Below are 17,221 nucleotides of genomic sequence, written 5' to 3'. Positions count from 1 at the left end.
TTTTATTTTTTTTCAAAATAAATAGTGCTTGTTTCAATAAAAGTCATATATTTGCAATCCTAAATTGATAACCAATTTACTCGGGGTGTAGCGTAGCCCGGTTATCGCGCCACGTTTGGGACGTGGAGGCCGCAGGTTCGAATCCTGCCACCCCGACCAAAATTAACCTTATAAATCTTTTGATTTATAAGGTTTTTTTATGCCGTATCATTTTATTGAAAAGGTGAGTTAATATTTTTTTAAATAGGATTCTTTTGTCTTAATTGATAAAAAGATTATATTTGTATGTGTAAAAAGATATATAATGTTTTCAAAAGCCTGCGAATACGGTATTAGAGCTTCTATTTTTATTGCGAAAAATTCGTATGAAGGTAAGCGAGTATCTCCTAAAGAAATTTCTACCGAGATTAATTCTCCTCAAGCATTTACTGCTAAAATTTTACAAGCATTGGTAAGACATAACATTATAAATTCAGTAAAAGGTGCATATGGCGGATTTGAAATTGATAAAAAAGATATTGCCTTCATAAAACTATATCAAATTATTGAGGCTATCGATGGTGATTCTATTTTTACAAGATGTGGCTTAGGTTTAGATGTCTGTGACGCTAATCACCCTTGTCCGGTACACGATAAATTTAAGGTTGTAAGAGCTGAATTGAATGATATGTTACAAAATACAAATTTAGAAGAGTTAGCATTAGGCTTTAAATCTGGAATATCATTTTTAAAAATTTAAAAAAATTTAAAAAAAATTAAATACAAATAGGATGTTTTTATCCGAAATAAATTTAATTATGAATATAACACATAAACTAATAGGGGAGTATGTTACAGATGATTTTAGAACTGCATCTGTTTTTTCTAAACATAAAATAGATTTCTGTTGTAATGGAAATCGTACTATTAATGAAGCTTGTAAGCAAAAAGGGATAGATAGTCAATTATTATTGAAAGAATTGGAAGACGTTATGAGTGTTAATTCCATCTCAGAGACAGATTACAAATCATGGTCTTTAGATTTTTTGGCGCAATATATAGAGAATACACATCATCGTTTTGTTGAAGAAAAAACTCCTATTATACGCCAGTTTTTAGATAAATTATGTAAAATTCATGGTGCATTACACCCAGAACTTTTTGAAATTAACAAATTGTTTTCAGAATCGGGTGTAGAATTAGCATCACATATGAAAAAGGAAGAACTAATTTTATTTCCTTTTATAAAAAAAATGGTGCGTACAAAAGAAGATGGAATTGAGATTGATACACCTCATTTTGGTACTGTTGAGAACCCAATAAGCATGATGAAAGAAGAGCATGAGAACGAAGGTAGACGTTATAGAGCAATTGCTAAATTAACTAATGAATATACTCCTCCTTTAGATGCTTGTAATACCTACAAAGTCACATTTAAAATGCTAAAAGAATTTGAGCAAGACTTGCATTTACATATACATTTAGAAAACAATATTTTATTTCCAAAAGCTGTGAAAATGGAACAAGATTTTAATTAGAGTAACTAGTATGCTATAAAATAATGTTTTCTGAGATTAGTGGTGTAAATACAGTATAAAACACAATGTATAGGTTTTATTTGTCTATGTTTTTTTATAAGTTAAATTATATTTAATGTTTAAAAGTCAGGTTGTTGTTTGTGTTGTTAATTTTTTAATAGCCGCTTTCATGGGGTTGGCACTTCGTTTTTCATTTTTAGAAAATATAGGTATAAATTATCGTTTTTTAACGCATGCTCATTCACATACCGCAATGTTAGGTTGGACATGTTTAATGCTGTTTACTTTAGTTGCACATTATTTTGTACCTCATAAAAAAGTAATTTACAATCGATTGTTTTGGGTGACAGAACTAGCTGTAATAGGTATGATATTAAGTTTTCCTTTTCAAGGATACGCAGTAGTTTCAATCTTTTTTTCTACACTACATATATTTTGTAGTTATTATTTTGCATACATAGTTTTTAAACATCATAAAACTAACTCTAAAGCAATTGAGTACACCTTAAAGGTATCACTTATATTTATGCTCCTTTCTACTTTAGGTGTATGGTGTTTAGGGCCAGCTGTTGGTTTATTAGGACAAGCTTCTGCTTTTTATCAAATATCAATTCAGTTTTTTTTACATTTTCAGTTTAATGGTTGGTTTTTAATAGGAGTAATTACGGTACTTTTTCATCTGCTTAAAATTGAATATTCAACTCTTTTTTGTAGCTTTTTAAAGCTATTAGTGGTATCTACAATACTTAATTTTGCTTTTACTCTTAATAGTTTAGTGCCTTATAAAATACTATTGTATATTAATGTAATAGCCGCTTTTTTACAACTTATAAGTTTATTTCTGTTTGTGAAATTAGTGAAGACAAAGTTGCTGTTGTTATTAAAAAAACAATCTAAATTAGTTATATCTCTGTACTCTTTTAGTCTATTCTGTTTTGTGTTAAAAATGCTGTTACAAATACTTTCTATAATACCTGAAGTCTCTAAAATGGTTTATAACCAACATAACTTTATCATAGGTTTTATCCATTTAATAATGTTAGGAATCATTTCTGGATTTTTATTTGTTTTCATCATAAATGAAAAATTGATACAGCGCACTAGGTCATTATATTTTGGAGTTTATAGTTTTGTTATAGGTTTCGTTTTGACTGAAATTATATTAATTATTCAAGCTTGTAAATTTTACTTTGCAAGTGGTTTTATACCAAATTATTATTTAATACTTTTTGTGTTTAGTATATTATTGCCACTAGGGATCTTTTTTATTTTATTTAATATTATTAAAACAAATTATTATGAAATTAAAACCTCAAAAACGACATAAGGCATTACATTCATTGAGTAGGGAGCATCATCATGGATTATTGTTATCGTGGAAAATAAGATCTGGATTTAGTAAAAACATAGCTATAAGCCGAATACAAACTTATACTAATTGGTTTTTTAAGACCTATTTAATTCCTCACTTTGAATTAGAGGAACGTTATATATTTAGTGTTTTAGGAGCCGATAACGAGTTTGTTAAAAAGGCATTAGAAGATCATCAATACATTAAGTTTTTGTTTTTAGAGGCTGAAACTAGTGTTAAAACATTAAGTAATATTGAACAGGAATTAGAACAGCATATTCGTTTTGAAGAAAGAATTTTGTTTCCAGAAATTCAGAAAATTGCAACAGAAGCACAACTGCTTTATATAGAAAAAAATCATCAGTCAAAAGATTTTATAGATAATCTTGAAGATGAATTTTGGAGATAAATAAAAGTTTTATTCTAGCTCAAAATGAGAGAAATAGTTAGAAATTAAATTTTCTAAACGTTTAAAAATATGTTCTTTATTTTGTTTGTCGTCAATTTTTAAATTATCAATTTCATCAAGGATAGGTAATAGTATAACATGTAGTTGGTTATGTGCATCTCCAGTCATAGTGCAATTTGTGATGATGTAATTTGTTTGCTGAGATAATTTTTTTCCTAAGTCGTTATAAGCTGTGTTGTGTTTAAATTTTTTAATAATAGAATCTATATTTTTTATCCCTTGATGTGTTTCTGGGTTAACCGTCCATTTTTTATTGTGATTTAGTTTGAGTTGTAAAGTATCTAGTAATGAAACATCTTTTTGCATTGGCGCAACCTTAAGTTTCTTTTCATAATTAGGCTTACATCCTATAAAAATTAATATAAATAATATGTAAAATTGTAGTTTCATTTTTAATATTTTTTTTGTTTAAATGCGGTTTTAAAATTGTTAGTATTGCTTTTATTTTATAAGTTTTAAAACTTCATTTACTGTTTCTTTATTATTAACTCCCAAACCTTCTTGTTGATGTACTAATTCTCCTTCAGGGTTAAAAACACTAATTATGTTTGAATGCGAAAAATCTATCGGAGAAATTTGTTTGTATTTCATTGCAAGTACATTTGCAAATTCACGAACACTACTTTCTGTACCTTGTAAAAATGTCCATTGTTCATCATCCATATAGTTTTCTAAAGCAAATGCTTTTAAACGTTCTGGTGTATCTGTTTTAGGATCGATAGTTATTAATACAAAATTTAATTTTTCGAGACTTTCAATTGGAATTTGAGCCTCAATATTTCGCATATCTGCAACCAAACGCGGACACGCAGCTTTACATGATGTATAAATCATAACAACTACTAAGGTTTTTCCTCTTAAGCTTTTAAGTTGAATTTCGTTACCCTCTTCGGTGTGCCATTTTGAGGTTAAATTAAAAATAGATGCTTGTGAAATTTTATCGTTGTTTTTAATTGAAGTATCTTTTATCAATTTCATATCCATTTTACAAATAGGACAAGTTGTTATTTCAGAATATATTTTATCACCCTCACATTGCATTGGACATTGGTAGGTATCTGTGTTTTTTGGTGCTTTTGAATTGCACGATATTATTGTTATAGTAATAATAAAGACTGATAAGACTAGTTTTAAATATCTCATTTTTTAATTTTTTATGGTTTTAACACATCTAAACCCAAGATTTCTCATGGCATATCTAGCTTTTAGGCTACCTCTAATTGCATAACGCATAAACGCAGCATAATTCATTAAATCTGTTGCATTTATTGCTGCACTTCCGCAAAACAGGTTACTATCTTTATCTACATCTTTACGAGATTCTCCGGTGATTAATACCGAATTAAAATCTAATGTCCATTCCCAAACTAAGCCATGTAAATCATAGATGCCCCATACATTTTTGGGATGTAAACCAACAATATTTTGATTTGTTTTTGGTGCTTCATACCAAGATAAAATTTTTGCATTATATTCTGGTTTTACTCTTGCGTCTTTAACTGTTTCATCTGCCATAGCAGCATATTCCCATTCATCAACTGTAGGTAAACGTTTGCCTTTACACTCACAATAAGCGTTTGCTGCAAACCACGAGATATAGGTTGCGGGACTATTTGGTTTTTCTGATGATTTAATTATATCATCTGTTTCCCAGTTAATTAGATAGCTTTTATCAGCAAATAAACTGATGACTTTAGATTTTTTCCATTTAGGATTTTTTTTAAGAAAATCAATATATTCAGTATTTGTAACTGGGTAAATATCCATTTCAAAATCACCAACTTCTACAACGGTTGAATCTCTTCCATATAGGGGAAGATAACGACCACCTTTAACTAAAGCCATGTCTCTAGTTTGTGCGTAAATAGTTGTTTGTAACACTAAAAAAACAATTATTATTCTAGAGACTTGACTTTTCATGATAGTATAAATTATTTGTTGTTTTTAACTTTTTCAACCATATCTTTGGTTATTACTTTTTTTGAATTTCCCCAACTGTTGTATACATAGGTTAGTACATTTGCAATCTCATCTGATGAAAGCATTTGTTTAGTCATTACGCTATTATATTTTTCACCATTAACTGTGATTTCACCCGTTTTACCATGTAGTACAATACCAATAGCACGATCAACGTCTGCATTTAAATAATCAGATTTGGCAAGAGGAGGGAAGGCATTTGGTACACCTTGTCCTTCGGCTTGATGACAAGCAAAACAGGTTTGCATGTATGCTTGTTTTCCAAATTCCATTTGTTCTTCAAATGTTTTAGCAGGTACTTCTGAAGCTGCAATTTCATTAGTAGTTGGCATTTCTTGTATCCCTGGTCCTTCAGGAAGGTAAATGTCATCTCTAATTTCTCCTGAATATAATTTTTTGTTCTCTTCACCTTCTACTTTTAACATTCCTAATGCACCTTTATTGAATGCTCTAAATATGGAATGGTCTACTAAAATAAATGTTCCAGGAACTTCTACTTTAAATTCTATCATTGCTGCTCCACCTGCAGGAATCATGGTAGTTTGCACATTTTCGTTAATAAGACTACCTCCTTCAACATGTACTTTGTCAAATATTTCTCCAATAACATGAAAAGAAGATACAAGTCCAGGGCCTCCATTTCCAACAAAAAGTCTTATTGTTTCTCCTACTTTTGCAGTAAGGGCATTATCACCAGTTAAAGCACCTACTTTACCATTAAACACCACGTAATCGGCATTCTCATCTACAGCTTTTTGCATATCAAAAGGCTGTAAACCTCTTTCACCATTTGCGCCTTTAGTATAAAAATCACCTTGCATAATATAATATTCTTTATCTACAATTGGTAACCCGCCTTCTGGTTCAACTAAAATTAAGCCATACATCCCGTTAGCAATGTGCATTCCTACAGGTGCTGTTGCACAGTGGTATACGTATAATCCTGGATTTAAGGTTTTAAAAGAAAATACTTTTTCGTGACCAGGTGCTACAAAAGAAGATTCTGCACCACCACCAGGTCCTGTAACAGCATGCATATCTATATTGTGTGGTAGTTTATTATCTGGATGATTTTGTAAATGAAACTCTACTTCATCTCCAACACGTGTTCTTATAAAGCTTCCTGGTACCGATCCGCCAAAGGTCCAATACACATATTTTACGCCATCTGTAATCTCTCCTTCTTTTTCAAGAATTTCCATTTTAACAATTAGTTTTTTAGCCTTTCTGCGACCTACAGGTGTTGGTACATTTGGAGGAGCGGTTAGCTCAGCAGTCATTTCTCTATGAACAATAACGTCTTCACTGTTAGTTGTTTTGTTTTCTTCTTTGTCACCACAATTATATATTGATAATGCAAAAAGAACTGATAGTAGTTTTAGTGTTGTCTTCATTTTATCTGATTTTATACATCAAAAATAAAATAATATTATGTGTTAAAACATGATAAATATCATAATTAGGATAAATTTATCCTAATTAAATTTTGTGACTAATTTAAACCTGTTTTAGCATCAAAAAATATGCGGTTTTAGGTTTTTAACGTATGTTTTATGAAGTGTAAAATTGTGGAAACAAATTAAAGAAGATCTTTTAAAGTTATAAAAGGCTTAATTTCATGATTATGAAGTGTTTTAGTTGTGAAATACATGTTAAGATTCTCTTAATAAGATTATATTTTTTGAATATTATGCATTGATTTGGCTTATAAATGATAGTTTTGCATTGATTTTTTAACAAAAAAAATATTTTATGAGTCAAGTAAAAGCAAATGATACTGTAAAAGTTCATTACACAGGAAAATTAAGTAACGGTCAAGTATTTGATAGCTCTGCAGATAGAGAGCCATTAGAAGCAACTCTTGGTCAGGGTATGTTAATTCCTGGTTTTGAAAATGCAATCATTGATATGAAGGTAAACGAAAAGAAAACCATCAATATCGCTAAAGATGATGCATACGGTGATGTGCAAAAAGAATTATTTCACGAAGTGAAAAAAGAACAATTGCCTCAAGACATGAAACCTGAAGTAGGTATGGCTTTAGCATCTAGAAATGCTGAAGGTGTTGAGCACCAATTTAGAATTGCTGCAGTAAACGATGATCATATTATTGTTGATGGAAACCACCCATTAGCTGGTCAAGATTTAACTTTCGATTTAGAATTGTTAGAGATAAAATAATCTTATTTTATAGATATATTTAAGAAGCCTGAGGAAACTCAGGCTTTTTTTTGCGCTAATGTTAAAGTAAGATTAAAGGTCTTGTATTTGTGGAGATAATATGTATATTATTGATAAGTCAATCGGTATTATATTAGTTTTTAATAGATAACGATTATTATATTAACAATTTAAAACCACAAATTATGAGTAAAGAAAGCAATGTAATTTTAGGACTTTTAGCAGGAACAGCAATAGGGGCAACGTTAGGTATCTTATTCGCACCAGATAAAGGATCTAATACTAGACAAAAGATTTCAGACGAGACCATAGCCGTTAAAAATAAGCTACAAGATAGTGCACATGATTTAAAAGAAAAAGTAACTAATGATGTGTCTCATACGAAAGAAAATTTAGATGATAAAATTGAAACAATCGTTTCGGATGTGAGCTACAAAACTGAAGATGTAATTACGTCATTAGAGAAAAAACTAAGCGAATTAAAAAAGAAAAATAAAACCTACCAAAAAGCCTAATCCATGAATATTTTAGATGCTATAACTGATACTTCAGATAAGTTCTCAGATGCAGGGGAGCGGTATTTGGAAAAATCTCAAGAGTATTATAAACTCAAAGTATTTCAGCAATTAACCATATCAATTAGTTTGGTAGTAAAAGCTCTTGCTATAGGTGGTTTTTTGCTTGTCGCTTTGTTTTTTTTAGCCTTTGCTGCAGCTTTAGCAATAGGACAGTGGTTGGATAATGCCGCTTTAGGATATATTATAGTAGCTGCTATATTTTTTATATTTACAATTATTATTTATATAAAAAGAGGCTTTATAAATAAGAAGATTATAAGTACACTTTCAACTAAGTTTTTTGAATCTTAAAATTTATTTTAAGTTGAAAATACAATTAAAATCACGCAATTAAATATTCAAAGACATGAAACATTATGAATCTTTTAATGATATAGATCAAGCTTTAAAAACCTTAAAGCTAGAGCGAAATATTGCTTTAGAAGAAATGAAACTACTCAAGAACGAGTTTAAAGATAATTTAAAACCCGCCTCTTGGGTAGAAACATTACTTAGTGTTGCTGGTAAATACGGAGGATATGTCCTTTTAAAGCGTTTTTTTAAGCGTTAAATTATTTATTAGCATATACTGTTTTTTTGTTGGTAAACTCCAAAATACCTTCTCTAGAAAGCTCGCGACCATACCCTGAGTTTTTAGTACCACCAAACGGTAATCTCACGTCAGATTTTACAAGACTGTTTATAAAAAACGCACCATCTTCAATATCACTAATTCTATCAAGTGCATCATCAATATCTTCTGTAAACACCATTGCTCCTAAGCCTAATAAGGTGTTACTAGCCATTTGGTAAGCTTCATCGGCGTCATTTACTTTCGTAATTGATGCTACAGGACCAAAAGTTTCCTCATCAAAAATAGGCATTCCAGGAACTGAATTTGTAATGATTGTAGGTTGAAAATAGGCTCCTTTTTTAATATTTCCTGTAATTACCTTAGCGCCTTTTTCTACCGAATCGTTAACTTGTTTCTCTAGAATATCGGCTAAATCTGGTCGTGCTAAAACAGTAATTTGTGTATCTACGTCTAATGGGTTTCCTTGTTTTAAGGCTTCAACCTTTACAGTAAATAGCTCCATAAATTTATCATAAATTGGTGCTTCAACAATAAAACGTTTTGCAGCAATACAACTTTGTCCTGTATTTTGCATTCTAGCATTTACAATAGTATCAATATGAGTCTCTAAATTGGCATCTTTAAGGATAATACAAGCATTGTTTCCGCCAAGTTCTAAAACACATTTTTTAAGGTTTTTTCCAGCAATGGCTGCAATAGTTCGTCCTGCTTTTTCACTTCCAGTAAGCGAAACAGCTTTCACTCTTGGATCTTCAATAACGGTCTCTATTTGTGTATGATTTACTAAAAGTGTTTGAAAACAACCTTCGGGAAATCCTGCGGCTTTAAACAAATCTTCAATAATTAATGCACAACCAGATACGTTGGCTGCGTGTTTTAATAATACGGTATTTCCGGCCATTAATGTTGGTATGGCAAATCGTAGCACTTGCCAAAATGGGTAATTCCAAGGCATAATTCCTAAGATAATTCCTAAGGGATCGTAGCTTATAAAACTTTCATATGCTTCGGTTTCTATCACTTCATCAGCTAAAAGGTCGTCGGCATTTGTGTCATAAAACTCACAAAGCGTCATACATTTTTCAATTTCAGCAATACTTTGAGAAATTGGTTTTCCCATTTCATTACTCATTAATTCGCTATACTGTTGTTTGTTTTTTTCGAGAAGCGCTGTAATTTCTTCTAAAAGTTCAGTACGGTCTTCAATATCTAATAATTTCCATTCTAAAAAAGCTTCTTGAGCTTTATCTAATGCTGTATTTACAGCGTTATCAGTGAATAGGTTGTACGTTTCTAAAGTTTTTCCGGTAAACGGATTAATAGAATTTAGGGTTGTAGCCATGAGTTTTTTTTGTTTTAATAAAGGTCTTAAAATTTAAAAAAAGAACAAAATTATTTGAGGTATTATAGTTTGAATTTATAAGATGATAATAACTTTTAATAAAGTAGATTGTAAGGAATTGAATAAAAAACCTACTTTTGTTATGATTCAAACAATGAAAAAATTATGTCAGATACAATAGAAAAAGTAAAATGCCTAATAATAGGATCTGGACCTGCGGGGTATACAGCTGCTATTTATGCAGCCAGAGCTAATATGTCGCCAGTTTTATACCAAGGAACACAACCAGGAGGTCAATTAACAACAACTAACGAAGTTGAAAATTTCCCAGGTTATCCAGAAGGTATTACAGGACCAGCAATGATGATTGAGTTACAAAAACAAGCCGAACGTTTTGAAACAGATGTACGCGATGGTTGGATAACTAAAGTTGATTTTTCTGGAGATGTACATAAAGTATGGGTAAATGAAACTAAAGAAATTCATTGTGATACTGTAATTATTTCTACAGGAGCTTCTGCTAAATATTTAGGATTAGAGTCTGAACAAAAATATCTAAAATTAGGTGGTGGAGTTTCTGCTTGTGCGGTTTGTGATGGGTTTTTCTACAGAAATCATGAAGTAGTAATTGTTGGAGCAGGAGATAGCGCTTGTGAAGAAGCTCATTACTTATCTAAATTATGTAAAAAAGTAACTATGCTAGTAAGACGAGACGAGTTTAGAGCGTCTAGAATTATGGCTGAAAGAGTTGCTAAGACTGAAAACATTGAAATCTTATTCAACACAGAAACTGAAGAGGTTTTAGGTGACGGACAAGTTGTAACAGGAGTGAGAGTTGTAAATAGAACATCTAAAGAAACTTTAGATATTCCTGCAACAGGATTTTTTGTAGCTATTGGTCATAAACCAAATACAGACATTTTTAAAGGTTTTATTGATATGGATGAAACAGGATACATTAAAAATGTACCAGGACGTGCGTTAACTAATGTTGAAGGTGTATTTGTTTGTGGTGATGCTGCAGATCACGTATATCGTCAGGCAGTAACAGCAGCAGGTACAGGATGTATGGCCGCTTTAGATGCAGAACGTTATTTAGCTGCAAAAGATGCTAATTTTGAAACTAGCACTTCAAATTATAACTAAACCTTAGTTTTATAGTATAAAAAAAGCCGAAGCATTTGCTTCGGCTTTTTTATGTTTAAATGTATTTCTTTATTTCTTTTGAAGCTTTGCAGCATCTGCAAACTTATTAATAGTAATTTGCGGTTCACCATATAAGTACACTTCGCTATTTCCTGCAGCCTCAATATTAATGCTTTTAGAAAAGTTTACATAGGCATCACTTTCTAATTCACTAATAAGCGTTCCTGTTTGTGCTGTAAAATTTTTCCCATTAAAATCGGCATTGTTATCTATACGAAGTGTGGCATCAATAACATCTCCTTCAATATTTGCAATAGTACGTTGGTATAAATCTATAGTTGCAGTTTTAGCATTAATTAAAGCTTCTAATTTACAGTTATCACTAAGTGTTACTTTAGCAGTTTTAGTAGTAAGATTTAATTTTGTTTTAGATTTTCCACTACTAATATATTCAAAGTTATTAGCATTTATATTTAAGTATGCTTTTGCAGAACCTGATGTTTTTAAAGTGATGTTTGTTAACTCTAAAGATGTTAATGATCTTATTTCTGCATCTTCATTAACTTCAATAAGCTGTAACGGATCACTATAATTTACAATGATATTTAGTTTTTTACTAGACGTAATACGGTGTGTAGCGCTAAATACTAAAGTACTATCTGTAATACTAAATTTTATAACCTCATGTAGGTTTTCATCAGTTTCAATTTCAACAGACGATTTTGTATTGTAAATAAGTTGGATAGAAAATTCATCACCTACCACAATTTTATTAAAAGGATCTAAATACGTTTGTTTTACAGTTACGTTTCTATCTCCTTTAATTTTTTCTAGATCTTGTGAAAAAGACGTCGCTACAAAACTTATAGCTATTAGAAATGTGAAAAGTATTTTAGTCATTGTATATATATGTTATTGTAAAACAAAGATAATACAAAAACCATCCCAAACTCTAAGAATAGGTCTGAAATGGTTTAAAATACAGCTTATTGATGTGTAAAAAGACTATTATATCTTCTTTATGCTTCCCGAAACATTATTTGAGACTTCCACATGTTCTGGATTTCCTTGGTAAGTTATACTTGCGCCACTTGTTGCTTTGGCGGTAATTTTACTTGACACATTTACATTTGCACTAGATCCAGATGTTGCTTTTATCTGCGTAATTTCACTTTTTAAATCTTCGGCAGCTAATATACTTCCACTTGTAGCTTGCGCGTTAAGGTTTTTTGTGGTTCCTAATAATTGTAAATTACTTCCGCTGGTAGATTTACAAACTATAGTTTGTGCTGTAACATCTATTGTCATTTTACTTCCGCTAGTAGATTTTAACTCTAAATCTGTTACCAATATATTATTAGTTGTGTTAAGGTAACTTCCGCTTGTTGTGGTAATTTTACTAAGGTCATTAAAGTTAAGCATCACTTTTTTAGATTGCGAACTGCTAATGTTGTCTTCAGCATAAATACGTAGTACATTATCTTCAACAGCGGTGATAATAATTTCGTGTAAATTTTCATCGGCTTCAACAGTAATACTAGGCGTATCGTTATTTTGAGTAATATAAACCTCAATACCTTTACTTACTTTTATAACGGTAAAACTGTTATCAATAGGTCTAGTTTCTGTGGTAACATTGCCGTTACCTTGTACACTTTTTGTTGAAATATTTACATTACAAGAACATACTAATAAGGTAAATAAAGTTGTAATTATAATTTTGGTTAGCGTAGTCATAAGCGTTCGTTTTTTGATTGATTAATAGTTGAAAGGTATTTTAAAATTAGGTTGATGAGACATTTAAAATACCCAATTGTTGATTGTGTATGATGAGTTGTTAATTATTATCGGTACTAATATTAATACCGTTTTCATTGATGTTAACTTTCACCTCTTCTTGATGTGCTTTTATACCATCGGCATTAATTTCTATATCAACGTTATCGTTTTTTATTTTGATACCATTTTCGTCAATTTTAACTCCAGATGTCTCATTATTAACATTCACTTTTACTTTAAAATCATCACTTTCACAGTCTAAGCATTCTAAAGCATCTTCTTTTACTTTTAAACTATGATTAGCGTTAGATCTTGTACTAATATTTTGACTATCTCTATAGTAGTTTAAATAACTACTTGTATTTTCATGTAAGTTAATTACAGTATTTTCTGGGAGATATACAAACACTTCAACCGATTGATCTCTGTATTTATTTTCGTAATCTGTCAATAAAAAGTTACTTAATAAAAGCGTATTGTTTTTTAATGTATAGGTATAATTAGTATTGTTAGCACGCGCTTTAGCTTCTATATAATTTTTACCTTTTGAAGTTTTAAAAATTTCAATAAAAGCGATTGAATCTTTTGTTGAGCGTATAGTTAATGTAACATTTTTACTAAATATCACTTTTTCATCGGCATCATTATACATGATTTCAAAACCACTAGTATCGTACATGTTTCCTCTATTTTTTTCAAGAGAACTTTGTACCATTTTTATATTTAAAGTATCGTTGGTAATCATAACAATCTCTTTTCTGTCTAATACCGAAGATTCTAAAGCATAATCTGTAGCTTGTTTTACAGAGATTGTAATAATTCCGATAAGGGAAATTAACCATAATCCTAAAAGTGTAAATTTTGCAATACGTCCAATAGATTTTAAGTTGTTAATTAATATTTTTAAACCTAGATATAGGATGAAGAAAAACGGAATTCCGAAAGTAAAAAACACAAATAACGATCCCAACCACAATGGTAATCCTGTTGTGTTTAAAGCATCTGGATAATCCATCCACCACGGGCTAAAAAATGTTGAACTTCCAAAGGAAACTAAACTTATAAAAAGTCCGAAAATTGAAGCTGCTCCAGTAACTACAAGAATAAGCCCTACAAATTTTGCAAACATTTTTAAGATAAACATTATAATGCTTGCAATGGTATCAAAAAAAGATTGAGAACTCGATTTTATGCGATTACCTTGTTTTTGTAAATCGATATCTTTTACGGTATCCGATACGGTTTGAGACACATTACCAAAGCCATCTTTAATTTTTTTTTCGATGTTGCTAATATTTACAGGTTCGCCTGTCATGGTTAGCTTTTCGGCAGTTGTTTTGGCTTCAGGAACTAAAATCCAAAATAAAATATAAATAACAATAAATGTACCGCCAGAAGCAAAGGTTAATAGCACTAAAAGTAAGCGCATCCAAATAGCATCTATCCCTAAATAATGACCTAAACCTGCGCAAACTCCAGCAATATATGAGTTTGAGGTGTCTCTAAATAATTTTTTTGAGTTCGGATTTTTGCGTTCTGGTTGTGGCGTTGGTTCGTCTTCAAAAATGTCGTCATCTACAAGGTAATCTTCAGGTTGCCCCATAATGTTTATCACATCATCCACCTCTTTGGTGCTAATTACTTGTTTGTCGTGAGTAATACGTTCTGAGAAAATTTCGGCAATTCGCGCTTCAATATCAGCAATAATTTCTGCACGTCCTTGCGAGTCGGTAAATGAACGTTTTATAGCCTCAAGATAGCGTTGTAATTTTAGGTATGCATCTTCATCAATATGATAAAAAATACCGGCTAAATTTATGTTGACTGTTTTATTCATTGGTTTTGTTTTTTTGGCTGGTTACTAGGTTAACGGCATTTTGTAATTCGCTCCAAGTGCCATTTAATTCGTTTAAAAATAATTTTCCGGTCTCTGTTAACCCGTAATATTTACGTGGTGGTCCAGAAGTAGATTCTTCCCAGCGGTAGCTTAGCAACCCTGCATTTTTAAGTCTTGTTAATAGCGGATAAATAGTTCCTTCTACAACAAGCATTTTTGCGTCTTTTAGGGTGCTCAAAATTTCTGCAACATAAGCGTCTTCATCTTTTAAGACCGATAGTATGCAGTATTCTAAAACGCCTTTACGCATTTGTGCTTTGGTGTTTTCGATCTTCATGTTTTACTGACATTTAATGTGATACTGTTCATTTTTTGATTGATTTTTGATGATTATTTGATGAAATTGATTGTTAATGGGTAATTGTATAATTTGCCTTCTCTAGCTGTTAAACTTGCTTTTATTATGAAAACTATTTCTAATATAAAACCTAAGATTCCTACAATACTTAAAAATCCTGTGATATAAAGTAGGGGAGATGGTTTTGATATATTTATATGAATACTCTCAAATACATTGAAGTCTAAAAAGTTGAAATCACTAAAAATATTGAAGACAAAAAATGGCACACTTACCGTTCCTAAGATAATTGCATATATAAAAATGCTCATCTGAAAATTGATAGCCTGTTTACCGTGCGCATCTATAAATTGAGATTTATTTTTATTAACAATCCATAATATAATTGGTGCAATAATATTTCCTAATGGAAAAATAAACCGACTAAAAGTAGATAGATGAATAAAAGTTGCAATGTTTTTTTGATGAGAATTTTCCATGATTTTTTGAGTGATAATAAAACGTATAATAGTTTCTTATGCAAATATATATCTTTTAAAAGGTATTATGTAATGCAAAGTACTAAATATTAACAAAAGATTAACATTTGTGAGTTCAATTATTTTCGATATTTTTAATGAAATATAAAAAGCACATGAAATTAACACCTCAAAAAATTAACCTATTCAATATCTTTAAGTTACCATCGGTTTACTTAACAGGAATTAGAGTAAAAACGCTAACAGATACAATATGTACAGCAACAGTAACTCATCGTTGGATAAGTCAAAATCCATTTAAATCTATGTTTTGGGCAGTTCAAGGAATGGCTGCCGAATTAACAACGGGCGCATTATTAATAGGAAAAATTAGAGAAACAGATAAAAATATTTCTATGCTTGTGGCTAATAATAAAAGTAACTTTACCAAAAAAGCGACAGGAAAAATCACGTTTACATGTACAGATGGTGATCTTATTAATACCGCTTTAGATAAAGCAATTGCAACAGGTGAGGGGCAAACATTCTGGATGACTTCTGTAGGAAAAAATAAAGAAGGTATTATTGTTTCTACTTTTAATTTTGAATGGAGCATTAAAGTAAAAAGTTAAAATGGACTGTAACAAAATCAAGTTTTTTACAACCTATAAAAAAATCAATTAAAACTGAATACTTATGACATCACATGAAATAGACTACAAAATTTACGGAGAAGAAATGCAATATGTAGAGATAGAACTTGATCCGCAAGAAGGTGTAATAGCCGAATCTGGGAGTTTTATGATGATGGACGACGGTATACAAATGGAAACTATTTTTGGAGATGGCTCTGAAAAAAACAAAGGGTTTTTAGGTTCTATTTTAGGCGCAGGAAAACGTATTCTTACAGGTGAAAGTTTATTTATGACCGCTTTTTATAATAACTTATCAGGAAAACGTAATGTGAGTTTTGCAGCACCATATCCTGGAAAAATTGTACCTATTGATTTAACCGAATACCGCGGAAAATTTATCTGTCAAAAAGATGCTTTTTTATGTGCCGCAAAAGGCGTTAGTGTAGGTATTGAGTTTTCAAAAAAATTAGGACGTGGTCTTTTTGGAGGGGAAGGTTTTATTATGCAAAAACTAGAAGGTGACGGAATGGCTTTTGTACATGCAGGAGGAACAATGGCAAGAAAAGTGTTGCAAGCAGGAGAAACCTTACGTGTTGATACCGGTTGTATTGTTGGGTTTACACAAGATATAGATTATGATATTGAGTATGTAGGTGGTATAAAAAATACAGTATTTGGAGGAGAAGGTTTGTTTTTTGCAAAACTTCAAGGTCCAGGAATAGTTTACATACAATCATTACCATTTAGTAGATTAGCAGGACGCATTTTATCGGCATTACCAAGAGGAGGGAATTCTAAAGGCGAAGGAAGTATTTTAGGAGGTATTGGTGATTTACTTGACGGTGATAATAGGTTTTAATAACTAATCAATTATTTTTAAGTTTTAGTAGTATATGCTTTAAGGAGCATACTATCAGGTTTTTATGATTTATTCTGTTTTCTTTTTCAGATACATAATTATATAATTTATATTTTTTTTTAACGATATAAAATTTTCATTTACAAAGAGTTGTTCT

General features: G+C 30.8%; 21 protein-coding genes and 1 tRNA gene. 12 read left to right on the top strand and 10 right to left on the bottom strand.

The genetic code is table 11. From position 1 onward, the window contains the following. Window positions 1–81: 81 nt before the first annotated feature. The 5 genes from ACU4C5_RS00685 (at window position 82) to ACU4C5_RS00665 (ending at window position 3,277) form a co-directional block, all read left to right on the top strand. A tRNA-Pro gene (locus tag ACU4C5_RS00685) sits at window positions 82–159 on the top strand. Between the two features lie 145 nt (window positions 160–304). Then, on the top strand, window positions 305–739 hold the full coding sequence (locus ACU4C5_RS00680) for an RrF2 family transcriptional regulator (protein WP_446845126.1): 435 nt from the start codon (window positions 305–307) through the stop codon (window positions 737–739). A 58-nt stretch (window positions 740–797) separates the two neighbouring features. Next, window positions 798–1,517 (top strand): iron-sulfur cluster repair di-iron protein, encoded by a 720-nt coding sequence (ric, locus tag ACU4C5_RS00675; RefSeq protein WP_446845125.1) that lies wholly within the window; start codon window positions 798–800, stop codon window positions 1,515–1,517. A gap of 115 nt (window positions 1,518–1,632) precedes the next feature. Further along, complete coding sequence (locus ACU4C5_RS00670; RefSeq protein WP_446845124.1) at window positions 1,633–2,844, top strand: hypothetical protein; 1,212 nt, start codon at window positions 1,633–1,635, stop codon at window positions 2,842–2,844. Beyond that, the gene (locus ACU4C5_RS00665; protein WP_446845123.1) at window positions 2,816–3,277 is read left to right on the top strand and encodes a hemerythrin domain-containing protein; all 462 of its coding nucleotides are present in this window, start codon (window positions 2,816–2,818) and stop codon (window positions 3,275–3,277) included. The genes ACU4C5_RS00670 and ACU4C5_RS00665 overlap by 29 nt, the downstream gene beginning before the upstream one ends. A gap of 9 nt (window positions 3,278–3,286) precedes the next feature. Here ACU4C5_RS00665 and ACU4C5_RS00660 read toward each other — a convergent pair whose 3' ends face one another. Genes ACU4C5_RS00660 through nirK form a run of 4 tightly spaced genes read right to left on the bottom strand, consistent with a single transcriptional unit; the run spans window position 3,287 to window position 6,711 of the window. After that, window positions 3,287–3,727, bottom strand: coding sequence for a hypothetical protein (locus ACU4C5_RS00660; RefSeq protein ID WP_446845121.1), 441 nt, complete (start codon window positions 3,725–3,727; stop codon window positions 3,287–3,289). Between the two features lie 51 nt (window positions 3,728–3,778). Next, window positions 3,779–4,480, bottom strand: coding sequence for an SCO family protein (locus ACU4C5_RS00655; RefSeq protein WP_446845120.1), 702 nt, complete (start codon window positions 4,478–4,480; stop codon window positions 3,779–3,781). Window positions 4,481–4,483: 3 nt separating this feature from the next. After that, window positions 4,484–5,257 (bottom strand): formylglycine-generating enzyme family protein, encoded by a 774-nt coding sequence (locus tag ACU4C5_RS00650; RefSeq protein ID WP_446845119.1) that lies wholly within the window; start codon window positions 5,255–5,257, stop codon window positions 4,484–4,486. 11 nt (window positions 5,258–5,268) lie between these two features. Next, window positions 5,269–6,711 (bottom strand): copper-containing nitrite reductase, encoded by a 1,443-nt coding sequence (gene nirK / locus ACU4C5_RS00645; RefSeq protein WP_446845118.1) that lies wholly within the window; start codon window positions 6,709–6,711, stop codon window positions 5,269–5,271. 358 nt (window positions 6,712–7,069) lie between these two features. Here nirK and ACU4C5_RS00640 point away from each other — a divergent pair, with 358 nt between their 5' ends. The 4 genes from ACU4C5_RS00640 (at window position 7,070) to ACU4C5_RS00625 (ending at window position 8,626) form a co-directional block, all read left to right on the top strand. Beyond that, window positions 7,070–7,498 (top strand): FKBP-type peptidyl-prolyl cis-trans isomerase, encoded by a 429-nt coding sequence (locus tag ACU4C5_RS00640; RefSeq protein WP_446845117.1) that lies wholly within the window; start codon window positions 7,070–7,072, stop codon window positions 7,496–7,498. A 185-nt stretch (window positions 7,499–7,683) separates the two neighbouring features. Continuing rightward, window positions 7,684–8,013 carry a YtxH domain-containing protein gene (locus ACU4C5_RS00635; RefSeq protein WP_446845116.1) on the top strand — a complete coding sequence of 110 codons (330 nt, stop codon included), beginning with the start codon at window positions 7,684–7,686 and terminating at the stop codon, window positions 8,011–8,013. Between the two features lie 3 nt (window positions 8,014–8,016). Continuing rightward, window positions 8,017–8,367: a hypothetical protein gene (locus ACU4C5_RS00630; RefSeq protein WP_446845115.1), complete on the top strand. Its 351-nt coding sequence runs from the start codon at window positions 8,017–8,019 to the stop codon at window positions 8,365–8,367. 55 nt (window positions 8,368–8,422) lie between these two features. Next, window positions 8,423–8,626 (top strand): DUF6327 family protein, encoded by a 204-nt coding sequence (locus ACU4C5_RS00625; protein ID WP_446845114.1) that lies wholly within the window; start codon window positions 8,423–8,425, stop codon window positions 8,624–8,626. 1 nt (window position 8,627) lies between these two features. Here ACU4C5_RS00625 and ACU4C5_RS00620 read toward each other — a convergent pair whose 3' ends face one another. Beyond that, window positions 8,628–9,992, bottom strand: coding sequence for an NAD-dependent succinate-semialdehyde dehydrogenase (locus ACU4C5_RS00620; protein ID WP_446845113.1), 1,365 nt, complete (start codon window positions 9,990–9,992; stop codon window positions 8,628–8,630). 165 nt (window positions 9,993–10,157) lie between these two features. Here ACU4C5_RS00620 and trxB point away from each other — a divergent pair, with 165 nt between their 5' ends. Then, window positions 10,158–11,138, top strand: a complete 981-nt coding sequence (gene trxB, locus ACU4C5_RS00615) for a thioredoxin-disulfide reductase (RefSeq protein WP_446845112.1) — start codon at window positions 10,158–10,160, stop codon at window positions 11,136–11,138. Between the two features lie 69 nt (window positions 11,139–11,207). On the opposite strand, the gene ACU4C5_RS00610 is transcribed toward trxB, so the two are convergent. The 5 genes from ACU4C5_RS00610 to ACU4C5_RS00590 all read right to left on the bottom strand — a co-directional run bounded on the left by ACU4C5_RS00610 (window position 11,208) and on the right by ACU4C5_RS00590 (window position 15,591). Then, on the bottom strand, window positions 11,208–12,038 hold the full coding sequence (locus tag ACU4C5_RS00610; protein WP_446845111.1) for a GIN domain-containing protein: 831 nt from the start codon (window positions 12,036–12,038) through the stop codon (window positions 11,208–11,210). Between the two features lie 108 nt (window positions 12,039–12,146). After that, the gene (locus ACU4C5_RS00605) at window positions 12,147–12,875 is read right to left on the bottom strand and encodes a head GIN domain-containing protein (protein WP_446845110.1); all 729 of its coding nucleotides are present in this window, start codon (window positions 12,873–12,875) and stop codon (window positions 12,147–12,149) included. A 100-nt stretch (window positions 12,876–12,975) separates the two neighbouring features. After that, complete coding sequence (locus tag ACU4C5_RS00600) at window positions 12,976–14,754, bottom strand: PspC domain-containing protein (protein WP_446845109.1); 1,779 nt, start codon at window positions 14,752–14,754, stop codon at window positions 12,976–12,978. Then, complete coding sequence (locus ACU4C5_RS00595) at window positions 14,747–15,091, bottom strand: PadR family transcriptional regulator (RefSeq protein WP_446845108.1); 345 nt, start codon at window positions 15,089–15,091, stop codon at window positions 14,747–14,749. The genes ACU4C5_RS00600 and ACU4C5_RS00595 overlap by 8 nt, the downstream gene beginning before the upstream one ends. A gap of 53 nt (window positions 15,092–15,144) precedes the next feature. Then, complete coding sequence (locus ACU4C5_RS00590) at window positions 15,145–15,591, bottom strand: DUF4870 domain-containing protein (protein WP_446845107.1); 447 nt, start codon at window positions 15,589–15,591, stop codon at window positions 15,145–15,147. Window positions 15,592–15,746: 155 nt separating this feature from the next. Here ACU4C5_RS00590 and ACU4C5_RS00585 point away from each other — a divergent pair, with 155 nt between their 5' ends. Further along, a complete protein-coding gene (locus ACU4C5_RS00585) occupies window positions 15,747–16,202 on the top strand; it encodes a DUF4442 domain-containing protein (protein ID WP_446846413.1) in 456 nt (151 codons plus the stop codon). Window positions 16,203–16,266: 64 nt separating this feature from the next. Next, window positions 16,267–17,064, top strand: coding sequence for a TIGR00266 family protein (locus ACU4C5_RS00580; RefSeq protein WP_446845106.1), 798 nt, complete (start codon window positions 16,267–16,269; stop codon window positions 17,062–17,064). The last annotated feature ends 157 nt before the right edge of the window (window positions 17,065–17,221 follow it).

Source organism: Lacinutrix undariae (assembly GCF_052934785.1).
This window is presented reverse-complemented; position numbering and strand designations above follow the sequence as displayed.

What these genes read in the sequence shown, in the direction of transcription:
- ACU4C5_RS00620 (WP_446845113.1), bottom strand. Translation starts at nt 9,992, where the DNA reads ATGGCTACAACCCTAAATTCTATTAATCCGTTTACCGGAAAAACTTTA.
- ACU4C5_RS00605 (WP_446845110.1), bottom strand. Translation starts at nt 12,875, where the DNA reads ATGACTACGCTAACCAAAATTATAATTACAACTTTATTTACCTTATTA.
- ACU4C5_RS00585 (WP_446846413.1), top strand. Translation starts at nt 15,747, where the DNA reads ATGAAATTAACACCTCAAAAAATTAACCTATTCAATATCTTTAAGTTA.
- ACU4C5_RS00650 (WP_446845119.1), bottom strand. Translation starts at nt 5,257, where the DNA reads ATGAAAAGTCAAGTCTCTAGAATAATAATTGTTTTTTTAGTGTTACAA.
- ACU4C5_RS00590 (WP_446845107.1), bottom strand. Translation starts at nt 15,591, where the DNA reads ATGGAAAATTCTCATCAAAAAAACATTGCAACTTTTATTCATCTATCT.
- ACU4C5_RS00600 (WP_446845109.1), bottom strand. Translation starts at nt 14,754, where the DNA reads ATGAATAAAACAGTCAACATAAATTTAGCCGGTATTTTTTATCATATT.
- trxB (WP_446845112.1), top strand. Translation starts at nt 10,158, where the DNA reads ATGTCAGATACAATAGAAAAAGTAAAATGCCTAATAATAGGATCTGGA.
- ACU4C5_RS00610 (WP_446845111.1), bottom strand. Translation starts at nt 12,038, where the DNA reads ATGACTAAAATACTTTTCACATTTCTAATAGCTATAAGTTTTGTAGCG.
- ACU4C5_RS00670 (WP_446845124.1), top strand. Translation starts at nt 1,633, where the DNA reads ATGTTTAAAAGTCAGGTTGTTGTTTGTGTTGTTAATTTTTTAATAGCC.
- ACU4C5_RS00635 (WP_446845116.1), top strand. Translation starts at nt 7,684, where the DNA reads ATGAGTAAAGAAAGCAATGTAATTTTAGGACTTTTAGCAGGAACAGCA.
- ACU4C5_RS00680 (WP_446845126.1), top strand. Translation starts at nt 305, where the DNA reads ATGTTTTCAAAAGCCTGCGAATACGGTATTAGAGCTTCTATTTTTATT.
- ric (WP_446845125.1), top strand. Translation starts at nt 798, where the DNA reads ATGAATATAACACATAAACTAATAGGGGAGTATGTTACAGATGATTTT.
- ACU4C5_RS00640 (WP_446845117.1), top strand. Translation starts at nt 7,070, where the DNA reads ATGAGTCAAGTAAAAGCAAATGATACTGTAAAAGTTCATTACACAGGA.
- nirK (WP_446845118.1), bottom strand. Translation starts at nt 6,711, where the DNA reads ATGAAGACAACACTAAAACTACTATCAGTTCTTTTTGCATTATCAATA.
- ACU4C5_RS00665 (WP_446845123.1), top strand. Translation starts at nt 2,816, where the DNA reads ATGAAATTAAAACCTCAAAAACGACATAAGGCATTACATTCATTGAGT.
- ACU4C5_RS00595 (WP_446845108.1), bottom strand. Translation starts at nt 15,091, where the DNA reads ATGAAGATCGAAAACACCAAAGCACAAATGCGTAAAGGCGTTTTAGAA.
- ACU4C5_RS00655 (WP_446845120.1), bottom strand. Translation starts at nt 4,480, where the DNA reads ATGAGATATTTAAAACTAGTCTTATCAGTCTTTATTATTACTATAACA.
- ACU4C5_RS00625 (WP_446845114.1), top strand. Translation starts at nt 8,423, where the DNA reads ATGAAACATTATGAATCTTTTAATGATATAGATCAAGCTTTAAAAACC.
- ACU4C5_RS00630 (WP_446845115.1), top strand. Translation starts at nt 8,017, where the DNA reads ATGAATATTTTAGATGCTATAACTGATACTTCAGATAAGTTCTCAGAT.
- ACU4C5_RS00580 (WP_446845106.1), top strand. Translation starts at nt 16,267, where the DNA reads ATGACATCACATGAAATAGACTACAAAATTTACGGAGAAGAAATGCAA.
- ACU4C5_RS00660 (WP_446845121.1), bottom strand. Translation starts at nt 3,727, where the DNA reads ATGAAACTACAATTTTACATATTATTTATATTAATTTTTATAGGATGT.